Below are 13919 nucleotides of genomic sequence, written 5' to 3'. Positions count from 1 at the left end.
GAAATGATCGATAACCTTTGGCAATTGATCGATAAAGACTTCGAATTGATTGATAATCCCCGGCAAATGATCGATAAGTTTATAAATGGTGTTTTTCAGGGGATAAAATGTAGTCTTCAGTCGATTTAAAAACTAGGGTTGTCCAAAAAGTTAATAAAAACTAACTTTCCGGTCAACCCTAGCTGGTCTAACCCTTTTATTCTTGTGCCGATGCCATCCGCGCTTCCGTCATCTGTTTCCAAACGGAGCCTTTGGCATCTTCGCCTTCTGCAATACGCGCGATAGCCATACGAATTTGGAGTTTCACTTCAAACTCAGCATCATTTTCTGCATCTTTCAACGCAGGCAGTGCTATTTCAGTTCCAGATTCGTAGAGGAACATCGCTGCTCGCCAGCGGACTAATTTATTTTTATCGTTCAACGCTTCAATTGCTGCATTTTCAAAGCCTGCAAAGCCTAAGTCACTCATGCAGTCTCCCGCTGTTCGGCGCACCGCCCAGCTTTTATCCCTCAATGCTTGTTCAACATAAGGAATGACCGCTTCATCTTCAATCATGCCAAGGTAAACTGTTGCGAGACGTCTAATCGACATCTTGTCATCTTCCAGTGCCTTGCTAAGTAGTGGTGCATCAGACATATCTGGATCTGGCATTTGGTCAAGCAATTGGAATCTTGTTTCCCATTCGTTCACAGTGAATTCTTCTAGCGTAACTTTTCTGCCACGCTGAGCAGTTTCCACTTGCCCCTCATTCGCCTGCCGGATAATTTCCTGCAACCGCTCCTCAGGATAGGCCGCTTCGATTTCTTGAACAACCGTTTCACCGATTTCAGCTTTTTCTCCGTAACGAATGCCGTAATCAGCCCATTTACGCAGTAAAATATAGTTTTCAACTTCCGTACTATGCACAACTTCCATCGCTTTGACAAACCGTTCGCTGAGACCAAAACGTTCCTCCGAATTGCTATCGAACACTTTCACCTGAAGCGGAACGTCTTTATACGTTTGCACATGCACGTACACTTCCCCGTAGCTATCGTCAATAACTATTTCAGCTTCCGTTTCGGCACTTTGTTCTTCATTGAAAACTGCTTGAACGTCGGCAAGAATTGATTCCCAAGCGACATTACCAACACGTTCAACTGCCATAAAGTTCATGACGTGGTAAATCCCTTTGACACCTGTAATGTTTAGTAATGCTGCAACTGGATGTGGTGCTGTGCCTGCATCATTTTTTTTATAATTAAGCCCCGTGCCTTTTGGCAACTCCGTGTCGAGCACAATTTTCATGGAGTTCGGACTCGGCGTTGGTTCAATCGTTACAATATTCACTTGTATAGCCCCCTCTAGTTAGGATTCAGCAATTTCCTGTAAATAAGTCCAACGCTCCACTAATGTTTCATAATTGGCATTTAATTCATCAAGCGTTGCTGTTAACTCTCTCAATTTATCGTAATCAGAGCCTGTAGCAGCCATTTCAGCCTCAGTCTTTACGATAGCCGCCTCTACTTTTTCAATATCCGCGTCAATCGTTTCCCATTCCTTTTTTTCGGCATAGGACATTTTTTTCTTCGGCTGCAGTGGTGTCGGTTCTGCTACAACGGCCGCAACTTCTACGACAGGCTTTGTCTTCACAACTTCCGGAGCAACATATGTTTCTAGGAAATCCGTATAAATGCCGAACCATGTATCGACGTTTCCAGAGCCATCCATTACCCAAAGTTTAGTTGACGTACGATCTAAGAAGAACCGATCGTGCGAAATGGTAATGACAACGCCAGGGAATGTGTCGATGAACGTTTCCAATACAGACAGCGTCTCAAGATCGAGATCATTGGTCGGTTCATCCAGTATCATGACGTTCGGCTGTTCCATGAGTAGTTTTAAGAGATAAAGGCGTTTGCGTTCACCACCCGAAAGTTTACCAATTGGTGTACCATGTGCTCTCGTTGGGAATAAAAACCGTTCCAACATTTGAGAAGCAGAAATACGCACACCATCCGCATCTTCAATATCATTGGACGTGTCTTGAATATATTCGATAATGCGTTTTTTCTCATCCATTAACGGTGTATGCTGTTGGAAGTGAGCAATTTTCACCGTTGTTCCAACATCAATGACACCGCTATCTGGTTCACTTTTCCCAGATAGCATATTCAATAATGTCGTTTTCCCTGCTCCGTTCGGTCCAACAACTGCAATACGATCGCCTGATTGTAGGATGCTAGAGAAATTATCAATGATTGTTCGGCCATCAAATGATTTTGAAATGCCAATTGCTTCGATAACCTTTTTCCCTAAACGCGTCGACTTCAGGGCAACATCCATTTCCCCAACACTATCTTCTTTTTTCACTTTCTCGGCCAATTCATCAAAGCGACCAATCCGCGCTTTTTGCTTCGTCGATCTTGCTTTCGCACCGCGACGAATCCATTTCAATTCCGAACGATACTGATTGCGCAGCTTATCGTCAGACGATGCCGCCATTTCCGCACGAATCGCTTTCGCTTCAAGATAATTACCGTAGTTGCCTGTATGTGCATACAACGTTTTATCGGCTAATTCATAAATGTTGGTCGACAATTCATCCAAAAAGTAGCGGTCATGCGTAACAAAAATGACAGCCCCTTGTTCATTTTTTAAATAATCGGATAGCCACATAATCGAATCGACATCGAGATGGTTCGTCGGCTCATCGAGCAGCAATAGATCCGCAGGCTCAATGAGGACTTTTGCCAATGCCACACGTTTTTTCTGTCCGCCTGACAACTCCCCAACCTTCTTATCGAAAGTTTCAATACCTAGTTTCGATAAAATCGTCCGTGCTTTAGAGTTAATATCCCAACCAGAAAGATCATCCATCTGATTTTGGAATTTCGAGTATTGGTCCTGATTGTATGTAGATTCAGGATCTGCTGACAGTGCCTGAAGTGCATGCTCATAGTCCAAATTGACCTTGATAATTGGGGCATCACTCATAAACACCGTTTCCATCACCGTCAATTGTGGATCGAATTCTGGCTCTTGTGGCAAATAAACAATTCTATATCTATTCGGATGATCCTTTGAAATCGAATCAGCTTCTTCGACTCCTGCAAGGATCGACAATAACGTCGACTTCCCTGTTCCATTAATGCCAAGTAGCCCTACTTTTTCTCCGCTTACAACCGTAAACGCTATATCTTTAAACAAGGTTTTCTCCCCAACGGTCTTCGTTAGGTTTTCAATAATCAATTGACTCATAACAACACTTCCATTTCTCATAACTGCATTGTTCTATCATAGCCGATTTTGCTCTATTTTTAAAAGGGTATGTCCTATTCCTTGCAACTTACAGTGTAAAAAATGCAGGTTACGTAAAATTCATTGTTCTGACTTCTGCCAAATGGTACGATTCTACCCATAAGATTCCAATTGAAGGATGTGAGTATCATTCGTTTGACAATTAATGAATCCAAGAACTATGACGAGGTTGAAATCACGATCAATTGTCCGCATATTGACGATCAGCTACAACGAGTCATTAAACAAATCCAGCAGATGCACATCACCTTAACCGGAACAAGAGATGGTCGAACATATTCACTGTGCATCGATAACTTGTATTACATCGAATCTATTGACAACCAAACGTTTCTCTATGAGGAGAAGGACGTGTACAAAAGTGATTTAAAGCTGTATGAATTCGATCAATTATTACTAGACACACATTTTATTCGAATTAGTAAAAATCTCATTGTTAATACAGCGCATATTGATAATGTTCGTGCATTACTCAACGGCAAGTTTGAAGCGTCTTTGACAAATAACGAAAAAGTAATCGTCAATCGACATTACGTCAAGGCTTTCAAAGAAAAATTTTTATCATGAGGAGGGAATCAAATGAACTTATTGAAACATTACATTTCCGCATGCTGTATTTCATTCACCGTCAGCAGTCTATTTTATCTTCTTTTTAGTATGTTAAACATCTTTCCCCCTATGAATGAAGCACTCATTGTTCATATGCTGCTTATATCCATTAGCATTATTTGTTTAATCGTTATCACCCATCAGCTACCTATTCAAAATACACTCATTTTACGATTCATTGAATTACTGAATGTCATAATTGTTCTTCTTTTTGGGGGTGCGGTTTTCAAAATGTTCCCATTCACTTGGAATGCCACACTAGCTGTCATCACAACAGGCGTATTGACTTATGTTGTCGTCATCATCGTAATATTTATGGGGAATCAAAAGAGCGCTACAAAAATTAATGCTGTCATTGCACGTAAAAAAGGAGGATCATCTATTGACTAACATTATTGAAGTGAAAGGATTGTCAAAGTCATTCGGTAAAGTAAAAGCTGTCAGCGACATCAGTTTCTATGTAGAAGAAGGGTCCCTTTTTTCTTTTTTAGGAACAAATGGCGCTGGTAAATCGACAACGATATCAATTCTATTAACACTCCTTCAGCAAGACAAAGGTCATGTCACTGTTAATGGTTATACTGTTGGACAACACGACCAAGCCATTCGCCAAGAAATCGGTGTCGTGTTTCAAGACAGCTTGCTTGATCCGTTATTGACCGTCAAAGAAAATTTAGCGATTCGAGCATCTTTTTACGGGATGACGAGGCAAGAGCGTTATGCGGCAATTCACCGCGTTGCAGAAGTTGTGGAGATAGCTTCCTTGCTCAACCGGCCTTACGGAAAATTATCGGGCGGACAAAAACGGCGGGCGGACATTGCACGCGCGCTCATTCATAAACCAAACATCTTAATACTAGATGAACCGACAACTGGCCTCGATCCAGAAAGTCGCAAAAACATATGGGCAACCATACAGCAACTACAAAAAGAAACAGGCATGACCGTTTTTCTAACGACGCATTATATTGAAGAAGCAGCAAACTCAGACTATGTCGTCGTGATGAAAGAAGGTCGTATCGTTGCAAAAGGAACACCAGAGAAACTGAAAAATGACTATTCCAGACATCGACTCTCACTTTCAACAGATCAAGCGGATGAACTACGTCGCTTACTCACACTAGATGAATTCAATTTTAATGAAGAAAAGTCACTGTTCCATCTTCCACTCACCCATACAACAGATGCGATACCGATACTAACGAAATTCGCGCCTTTCATTTCTTCTTTTGAAGTTAAGAAATCCAGTTTGGATGATGTATTTATCACCATTAATGGAAAGGTTGTGCATCATGATGCTGGCATTCGCTAAACGAAATATATTATTATACTTTCGAGATAAAGCAACTGTCTTTTTCTCGTTGCTTGCGGTCATTATTCTCGTCGCTTTATATGTGTTATTTTTAGGAGACATGACTGCGAAACAACTGCCCGACTTCCCTGCAAAAAAATCATTACTTATGGCGTGGTTCATCGCTGGGATGCTTGCCATAACCTCTATGACAACAACGCTTGGCTCTTTTGGAATTCTAGTCAATGATCGAGCCAATAAAACGTATATGGATTTTTATTCGTCACCGATTTCTCGGACAAAATTGGTTGGCGGTTATATCTTGAGCGCGTTAGTCGTAGGCTTCTTCATGTGTCTATGTACGCTCATTGCGTCGAATCTATTTCTCATTGTATCAGGAGAATCGATGCTACCATTTGGTAAAATGATAACTGCAAGTGGTGTGATCCTCTTAGCTGTAGCGGCGAGTGCATCAATGGTGCTCTTGTTGGTTTCTTTTTTCAAAACATCCAATGCATTTGCCGCTGCAAGCACTGTCATTGGAACACTACTTGGCTTTTTAGCCGGTATCTATATTCCGATTGGCAGTCTACCTGATTACTTGCAAACCATCGTCAAGTTATTCCCTGTGTCCCATGTATCGGCATTGTTCCGACAAATACTTATGGAAACGCCATTGATTGATTCTTTTACCAATGCTCCTGCGGAAATGAAAGAAGCATATCTCTTCAATATGGGTGTATTTTATAAGATGAATGGTGAAAAGATATCAACATTATTCAGTGTTTTCTATCTTACCGCTACAACATTCGTGTTTTTTACATTGGCACTGTTAGTCTTGAAAAGAAAAAATAAATGAAAAAAAGCTTGGCTTTGCTACTATTCTACCGTAGCAAAGCCAAGCTTTTTTCATGAAATTGATTCATTAAATGCACTTCTTTACCTCAGGATTCCCAAACAGCATCACGAATTGGACTTTCGAATTCATTTCATGTTTCTATTTTTTAGCAACCAAACAACCCCAAATGTACATATCGATAGTAATAGAATAACAAATCGAAACTCAATAACAGGCTTGAATGTCACTTTTTCAGGTGTGATTTCATAGACACCAACTGGTTTAATGACGAAATGCCCACCGCCGCCTTCTCCTTGGCCAACTGCAGATCCCTCGCTCTCTCCCGAGTATCCGCCTCCACCACCAACAGCATAACTAACTTTTGCAACGGGTAGCACTCGTTTGTCGTCAAGATCAATAGGCTCCCCATAGACGAGTGAAACGTCCTTATGGCTAGAAAATTTCTCGAAAATAACTTTGATGGGTGATGTGTATGTCATTTGATTCATTCCCCTCTCGATTCGCACTATTTACCTATTTCGCTAACACCCACTCAAAATCCTATGTGTTCCTTAAAGAAAGTACCTTAACTAGTGATTCGCTAGATAGTTCTCCATTACTTTCTTTGTTGTTAAGCGTAAATAATAACCGGCATCATCAATCGACTCTTTTGACGATATCGTTCCGCCCGCAACCGAATGTAGTTCGGTAAATAATGGTGCGAATATCTCCCGACTCTCCTCATCTATTACACCTGAAATGAGAATAATTGGTTTGTCTACCTGATTCGCGACTTGCGCTACGCCGAAGGGTGTTTTACCTGACAATGTCTGACTGTCCGTTTTCCCCTCGCCTGTCAAAATCAAATCCGCGTCCGCGAGATGTTCAGCAAGCGACATCGTCTCTAACACAACGCTAATCCCCCGCTTCATTTCACATGGGAAGAATGCTTGAAAAGCTCCCCCTGCCCCTCCAGCAGCACCCGCACCTTTTCTTCCATAAAGTGAAATACCTTTCAACTCTTCTACTACCGATGCGAATTTTGTCAAATTGGTATCTAACACATCCACCATTTCAGATGACGCACCCTTTTGTGGACCAAAAATGGCCGAAGCTCCATCTGGTCCTACCAGAGGGTTTTCCACATCACAAGCGATCAGAAAGTCACTCTTAAAAATTCGTTCATCAAAATATGTTGGATCCATTGTATGTAGTTCCCCAAGTGACCCGCCACCTTGCAGTAATTCATTACCATTCACATCCATCAGCTTCATGCCTAGCGCTTGCAATATGCCAGCACCAGCGTCATTTGTCGCACTACCACCAAGTCCGATAATAAATTTTCGCATGCCAGCATCTAGTGCATGAACAATTAGTTGACCCGTACCGAATGTTGACGTATTAAGCGGATTTCTCTCTTCTTCGGTCAATAGCATCAAACCAGACGCTTCCGCTATTTCAATCACGCATGTTTCCCCATCTCCAAGCACACCATAACTAGCCTTTACTCTACGGCCGAGTGGGTCTTGTACAACAACAGAAACAATCGTTCCATCAGTAGCATCAACCAAGCTGCTCATCGTCCCTTCCCCACCATCAGCCGCCGGAAGCATTACTATCTCAATCAAAGGGTCAACATCACGAATCCCCTCTGCCATCGCTTGCGCTGCCTGTACAGCTGTCAAACTTCCTTTAAACGAATCGGGTACTAGTAGTATTTTCAACGTATACACCTCCCCTAAAGTGCTATTGCAATTATAGTAGAAGTATTCGAATAATACATGTTCGGGGTTCTTATCAAACACAAACAACGAGCCATTCCACTATTCCAGCGTGGAATGGCTCATTGTTTGTGTATCGTTTTTCAATCACCACTCTTCTCAACCACAGCTTTCCCTCCAGAGTACAGTCCACTTGCAGATAACCCCATCATCACCCCGACAAGTATCCCCGCTTTTACATCTTCCGGATAAACATAAAATATACCTCCTACAATCCCAAAAACTAATGCCATAGGCGGTAACAATCGCTTCTTCAACCCATACATCTTCAGCAATTCCACCATTCCTATAATTAGCGGGATTAAGACAACGTCATATATTTCCAATGGTTCTCCTCCTTCCTTCACTCTATGAAAAAATATATGTATACATGTATAAGGTTCTACTAAACTCTATCACTATAATTAATTACTATTAATTATATAACTATTACCAACTATCAATTTTCTTACTTCATGATAAAACACTGTAACAACAACATCACCCCCAAAATAATCGATTTCACAAATTATTTTTGACAATTGAAAACGTTTAATTGTATTATAGTAAAATATAAAGGAGGCATCATGATGTCACAGCTAACTAAGAAACAAATCGTTGACAGTGTCCCGCAAAAAGGATTCTTTGGGCACCCGAAAGGTTTGTTCACTTTATTCTTCACGGAATTCTGGGAACGTTTCTCGTATTACGGGATGAGAGCCATCCTTGTGTTCTATATGTACTACGAAGTATCAAATGGTGGACTCGGACTAGATAAAACAGTCGCATTGTCCATTATGTCTATCTACGGTTCACTCGTTTACATGTCGGGAATTATTGGCGGCTGGTTAGCCGACAGGATATTCGGCACATCGAAAGCCGTCTTCTATGGCGGGATTTTCATAATGTTCGGGCATATTGCACTGGCAATCCCCGGAAACATTACAATGTTTTTCATATCGATGGTACTTATTGTTATCGGAACAGGCTTATTAAAGCCGAACGTTTCTAGTGTTGTTGGCGATATTTATCCGGAAACAGATAACCGTCGTGATGCAGGATTCAGCATTTTCTATATGGGCATTAACTTAGGTGCTTTTATTTCTCCGTTAATTGTCGGTGAATTGATGAAAACAAGCTTTCACCTCGGATTTGGGGTAGCTGCTGTTGGGATGTTTATAGGATTGGTTGTTTTTGTCGTAACCAAGAAGAAAAATCTTGGTCTGGCAGGTACTCAAGTTGCAAATCCATTGGCACCTGACGAAAAGAAAAAGATTTATTCGATTTTCGGCATGGCACTTGTTGCACTCGCAATTCTTATTGCCATCGCAATTCCTAAAGGTTGGCTGACATTCGACTCATTTATCGCAATTGTAGGGATACTTGGCTTCCTCATTCCAACGATTTATTTCGTTGTCATGTACAGAAGTCCGAAAACAACCGAAGTAGAACAGTCGCGCATTATCGCGTTTATCCCACTATTCTTGGCATCCGTTATGTTTTGGGCAATTGCAGAGCAAGGCTCAACGATTCTTGCCTTATATGCGGATACAAGAACAGATTTAAATATCTTTGGCTATCAAATTTCACCAGCCTTTTTCCAATCATTTAATCCCTTGTTCATCATCACACTAGCGCCAGTTTTCGCTTGGTTGTGGGTTAAACTTGGAGATCGGCAACCATCTATACCCCAGAAGTTCTCATTAGGTCTGCTATTCGCTGGACTGTCGTTCATCGTCATCTTACTTCCAGCTTACTTCGGCGGTACAGATACGCTTGTCAACCCGCTGTGGCTCATTTTAAGCATCTTTATGGTCGTACTAGGGGAATTGTGTTTATCACCTGTTGGATTGTCCGCAACGACTAAACTGGCACCCGCTGCGTTCTCTGCACAGACGATGAGCCTCTGGTTCCTATCGAACGCAGCTGCGCAAGGGCTCAATGCACAACTAGTTAAGTTTTATTCATCCGAAACTGAAATGATGTATTTTGGGATTATCGGTGGAATCGCAATTGTGCTGAGTATGATTGTGTTTGGGTTATCACCAATCATTCAGCGTTATATGAAAGGTGTACGTTAAGTAAAAACAAGCAGTTCCGTCATCATTGCGGAACTGCTTGTTTTATTTACCATCAACGTTGAATAAATCCGGCACAACCATCCGCCGTATGCCTAATTGCTGTTGTTAGTGCTTTGTTATAATAGTCTTTCAATAAACCACTTTCAGAATAGTAGTTTTTCTTCTACTTGTAAAATGGTAAGATAGTGATATTATCATCTGAAAAGATAATTGAAAGGGGTTCAGTTATGATACTTGGGTTAACGATTATTTTAATACTTGTGCTGTTTCTACCATTCACAATTAAAATTGTCGAACGCAATTTAGAGGTTTTTCTCTTTATTATGGGGATTGCAGCTGTCGTTGTGAGCAAAGTACTCCACAAAGATCTTATTATGAAAGCATTGGAGGACCCTTTACATATTACGTTAGCCGTTGTTATTGCCGGTATATTATTCCGTTGGTTCCAAAATCCCATTGAAAAAGGAATACTTGGAATGAGCAAAGCAATCCCTCTCCGATTGTTTTTAGCAATGGTCGTCATCGTTCTTGGACTCATTTCAAGTATTATTACAGCCATCATTGCGGCAATCGTCCTCGTTGCCGTCGTCAGCGTTTTACGACTAGACCGCAAGTCGGAAATCCGCCTTGTCATCTTGACTTGCTATTCAATTGGTCTTGGTGCAGTTCTGACACCAATCGGAGAACCACTTTCTACAATCGCAACCAGCAAACTAAACCAAGACTTCTTCTATTTATTTAGATTACTCGGCGCTGATATTATTGTCGGGGTTATTGTCTTTGGCTTGCTTGCTGCAATTTTGATCAACCCGAAAGAGAAACTTGATTCTTTGAAGGCCAAACACGGAACGGAATCATATCTTGACATCTTTATTCGCGGCTTTAAAGTCTATTTATTCGTCATGGCACTCACTTTTCTTGGTGCAGGTTTTGAGCCATTCATCGAAAAATATTTACTGAACCTTAGCCCATTTGTTCTGTACTGGATTAATATGATTTCAGCTGTGCTCGATAATGCTACTTTAACAGCTGCAGAAATCAGTCCCACAATGGAAAACTCGACCATTAGAGCCATTTTACTCGGACTTCTCGTCAGTGGCGGTATGTTGATTCCAGGAAATATACCGAATATTATTGCGGCTGGTAAGCTCAACATAAAAAGTATTGAATGGGCACGTTTTGCTGTTCCCATCGGTTTAATCGCAATGGTTGCATATTTCATCGTGATTGTAATTGCGAGTTAATCAATTACGCCTCGGCGTAATTGCGTCCGGATTTTTTTCGAGCTCGCTCGAAAAGCTCCCCGAAAAATCCGTGACATCCGCCGGAGGCTTTATCTGAATTCAGATAAAAAAAGGTGGCAAGTGGGAATTACCCATTTGCCGCCTTTTAAATGCGCCATTTATTTCTTTTTAGTAAGTCTACCAATCGCAAATGCCCCTGCCGCTAGTCCAATCATCGTGTTCGTTTTCTTGTTGAACACTTGTTTGACGACAAGATTTAAGTTTTGCGGCCTTTCTGCAAGGCGACGCATGAAGTAGCCGTACCAATCTTGTCCAAATGGCACGTACGTACAGAAGTTATAGCCTTCCTTCGCCAATTGAAGCTGCATATCTTTTCTGAAGCCGTATAACATTTGGAACTCGAACTTATCATTCGGAATGTTGTTTTGTTTAACGAATAGTTTTACGTGATTGATGACATTATGATCATGTGTCGCAATTGATGTAAATTTTCCATTCAATAAATGCCATTCGATTAATTTGATATAGTTCTCATCGATTTGTTGTTTTTCTTGGTATGCAACATTTGGTAACTCCTTATAAGCACCTTTTACAATGCGAAGACGGAAATCCTTATACTTATGAAGATCTTCTTCCGCTTGGAAGAAATAAGCCTGAATGACTGTTCCGACATTATTGTAATCCTTCGACAGCTCATCCAAAATATCGAAAGAAGGCTTAAGACGTGCATGATCTTCCATGTCGAAATTGACGAAAATATCATAGCTATGTGCTTTGGCAACAATTTCTTTTAAGTTTTCTAAACAGAAATGATAATCGATATCTAGACCAAGCTGTGATGGCTTTAACGAAATATGTGCATCTACTCCATGTTCACGAATGGCTTCAATGACTGATAGGATTTGTTCTTTGGCAGCGCTTGCTTCTGATTTTTCAAAAACAAACTCCCCTAGATTATCAACCGTACAAGAAATCCCATGAGCGTTCAGTTCTTTAATACTTTGAATCGTTTCTTCCACATTCGTTCCTGCTACAACATTTTGCGCACCTAATTTCAGGCCATACTTTTTAGCAGCACCATTCAAAAGTTGGTTTTGTGATAAACCCATAAAGATATCTTTTAGCATGTCTGTTAGCTCCTCATTACGTTTTTATAGTTTAATTATAACATACCCTTGTTGAACTTTTACAATAAATCATTCTTCATTTCCAGCTATTGGTAAAACGCTTTTCCAACCTACTTTGCCATACTTCAACAACTATACTAATGCCCCAATAAACGAAGCCAACAAGAATATAAACTGTCAAATAGTCAAATTCTCTTCCTCCGACAATTTTGGCTCGCTGAAACATTTCTGGGACCGTAATCATTGCTGCCAACGACGAGGCTTTGATAAGGTCTAATAGCACATTTGACAAAGGTGGAATCGCAATTCGCGTCGCTTGAGGCAAAATGATTGACCACATCGTTTGCCAATAGGACATACCCAGTGCAGTCGCAGCCTCCCATTGGCCTTTGTCCACGGAATTAAGTGCCGACCGATTGATTTCAGCCATATAAGCAGATGAATGCAGACTAAAGCCAATTAACGCCGCTGCGACCGCTGAGAACTGGATGCCAATATTCGGCAAACCAAAGTACAGTAAAAATAAAAACACTAACATTGGTGTGCCGCGCATATAGGAAATAAATAGACGTGCGGACCATCTGATGATTCGCCATTTTGAGGAGCGACCAAGTGCAAGAATAAATCCTAGTACAAGGCCATTCACCATTCCTCCGAAAGAAATAAGAATGGTGTAACCAATGCCCTGCAAAATATACGGTAATGATTTAATAGCTAGTTGTAAGTCGAAGATGTTTCCCCAGTCGATGGCTCCCACGTTACAAACCGCCTTTCCAGTTAATCAAAATCTAAATCTTGTTCAACTGAAACATCTTCCCCGCCAAAAAATTGCTTTGACAGTTCAGAAATGGTTCCATCAGCATGCAAATCAGTCAACACGTTATTAATTTGCTCCAGTAATTCCGCATTATCTTTTTTCATAATAATGGCTTGTACATTTGGATGATATTTAATATCAGGGTGAATCATAATTTCAAATTCCGGGAACGCAGCAAGTGCTAGCTTTTGCAAATAGTAATCATTTAATATGACATCTGTCCGTCCCAAATCAACATCGCGTAAGTAGACATCATTCGTTACATTGTCATAAATGACCTCTTCCACACCATGGTCACGTCCAATTTGCATATAAACAGACGTTGCAGCTCCAGCCGCTTTTTTTCCTTTTAAATCCTCCAGCGATTCAATACCAGAATGATCAGATTTTCGAACGATAGCTGTCCCATATGAATACTTGTATGGCTCAGAAAATGTGAATTTCTCTTGGCGCTCTTTCGTAATTTCAATATCGTTTACCGCAAGATCCACTTGACCACTATTCAGTGAAGTTAGCATACCATCTAAGCCCATCTCCACAAATTTAATATCCAATTCTAAACGTTTCCCAATCTCTTTCATAATTTCAACTTCGTAGCCCGTTAATTCGTTTGTCCCACTATCATGATACGAAGCTGGGTAGAGCGTGCCTGATGTCGCAACAATAATCTCCCCTTTTTCAGTGATGTTATTCCAAACAGAGGCAGTTGTTTTTTCCGTTTTCACATCGCTCCCTGCACTCGTTCCACAAGCAGCTAGTACAAGCATTGCCAAAAGTATACATAAAGACAGGGTGATGTGACGGCGGTGACTTACTTTAGTCATCTGAATTCTCCTTTTTAAAAATAATAT

At 40.9% G+C, this 13919-nt stretch carries 14 protein-coding genes; 6 read left to right on the top strand and 8 right to left on the bottom strand.

Annotation, left to right across the window (positions count from 1 at the left end):
- Positions 1–196: 196 nt before the first annotated feature.
- The gene (locus R2B72_RS01890; RefSeq protein ID WP_318614450.1) at positions 197–1330 is read right to left on the bottom strand and encodes a conserved virulence factor C family protein; all 1134 of its coding nucleotides are present in this window, start codon (positions 1328–1330) and stop codon (positions 197–199) included.
- An 18-nt stretch (positions 1331–1348) separates the two neighbouring features.
- Positions 1349–3241, bottom strand: coding sequence for an ABC-F family ATP-binding cassette domain-containing protein (locus R2B72_RS01885; RefSeq protein WP_318614449.1), 1893 nt, complete (start codon positions 3239–3241; stop codon positions 1349–1351).
- Positions 3242–3436: 195 nt separating this feature from the next.
- Between R2B72_RS01885 and R2B72_RS01880 the strand changes: the two genes are divergently transcribed.
- The 4 genes from R2B72_RS01880 to R2B72_RS01865 are packed head-to-tail and all read left to right on the top strand — an operon-like array spanning position 3437 to position 6060.
- The gene (locus R2B72_RS01880) at positions 3437–3868 is read left to right on the top strand and encodes a LytTR family DNA-binding domain-containing protein (protein WP_318614448.1); all 432 of its coding nucleotides are present in this window, start codon (positions 3437–3439) and stop codon (positions 3866–3868) included.
- A gap of 12 nt (positions 3869–3880) precedes the next feature.
- Entirely contained in the window at positions 3881–4300 is a 420-nt protein-coding gene (locus R2B72_RS01875) for a hypothetical protein (RefSeq protein ID WP_318614447.1), read from the top strand.
- Positions 4293–5222, top strand: a complete 930-nt coding sequence (locus R2B72_RS01870; protein ID WP_318614446.1) for an ABC transporter ATP-binding protein — start codon at positions 4293–4295, stop codon at positions 5220–5222. Before R2B72_RS01875 ends, R2B72_RS01870 begins: the two co-directional genes overlap by 8 nt.
- Entirely contained in the window at positions 5203–6060 is an 858-nt protein-coding gene (locus R2B72_RS01865) for an ABC transporter permease (protein WP_318614445.1), read from the top strand. The genes R2B72_RS01870 and R2B72_RS01865 overlap by 20 nt, the downstream gene beginning before the upstream one ends.
- A gap of 125 nt (positions 6061–6185) precedes the next feature.
- Here the strand turns inward: R2B72_RS01865 and R2B72_RS01860 are convergent, their stop codons facing one another.
- The 3 genes from R2B72_RS01860 to R2B72_RS01850 all read right to left on the bottom strand — a co-directional run bounded on the left by R2B72_RS01860 (position 6186) and on the right by R2B72_RS01850 (position 8146).
- Entirely contained in the window at positions 6186–6539 is a 354-nt protein-coding gene (locus R2B72_RS01860; protein WP_318614444.1) for a spore germination protein GerW family protein, read from the bottom strand.
- A gap of 90 nt (positions 6540–6629) precedes the next feature.
- The gene (locus R2B72_RS01855; RefSeq protein WP_318614443.1) at positions 6630–7763 is read right to left on the bottom strand and encodes a glycerate kinase; all 1134 of its coding nucleotides are present in this window, start codon (positions 7761–7763) and stop codon (positions 6630–6632) included.
- 140 nt (positions 7764–7903) lie between these two features.
- Complete coding sequence (locus R2B72_RS01850) at positions 7904–8146, bottom strand: hypothetical protein (protein WP_318614442.1); 243 nt, start codon at positions 8144–8146, stop codon at positions 7904–7906.
- Between the two features lie 243 nt (positions 8147–8389).
- Here R2B72_RS01850 and R2B72_RS01845 point away from each other — a divergent pair, with 243 nt between their 5' ends.
- Positions 8390–9880, top strand: a complete 1491-nt coding sequence (locus R2B72_RS01845; protein WP_318614441.1) for a peptide MFS transporter — start codon at positions 8390–8392, stop codon at positions 9878–9880.
- Positions 9881–10107: 227 nt separating this feature from the next.
- Positions 10108–11124, top strand: a complete 1017-nt coding sequence (locus R2B72_RS01840) for a DUF1646 family protein (RefSeq protein WP_318614440.1) — start codon at positions 10108–10110, stop codon at positions 11122–11124.
- A gap of 158 nt (positions 11125–11282) precedes the next feature.
- Here R2B72_RS01840 and R2B72_RS01835 read toward each other — a convergent pair whose 3' ends face one another.
- The 3 genes from R2B72_RS01835 to R2B72_RS01825 all read right to left on the bottom strand — a co-directional run bounded on the left by R2B72_RS01835 (position 11283) and on the right by R2B72_RS01825 (position 13892).
- On the bottom strand, positions 11283–12251 hold the full coding sequence (locus R2B72_RS01835) for a proline dehydrogenase family protein (protein ID WP_318614439.1): 969 nt from the start codon (positions 12249–12251) through the stop codon (positions 11283–11285).
- A 76-nt stretch (positions 12252–12327) separates the two neighbouring features.
- On the bottom strand, positions 12328–13008 hold the full coding sequence (locus R2B72_RS01830; protein WP_318614438.1) for an amino acid ABC transporter permease: 681 nt from the start codon (positions 13006–13008) through the stop codon (positions 12328–12330).
- 20 nt (positions 13009–13028) lie between these two features.
- On the bottom strand, positions 13029–13892 hold the full coding sequence (locus R2B72_RS01825; protein ID WP_318614437.1) for a transporter substrate-binding domain-containing protein: 864 nt from the start codon (positions 13890–13892) through the stop codon (positions 13029–13031).
- Between the last annotated feature and the right edge of the window lie 27 nt (positions 13893–13919).

It is taken from the genome of Sporosarcina sp. YIM B06819, from assembly GCF_033485175.1.
Lineage (GTDB): Bacteria > Bacillota > Bacilli > Bacillales_A > Planococcaceae > Sporosarcina.
Note: the sequence above shows the minus strand (reverse complement) of the source record. Positions and strands in the feature narration are given on the sequence as shown.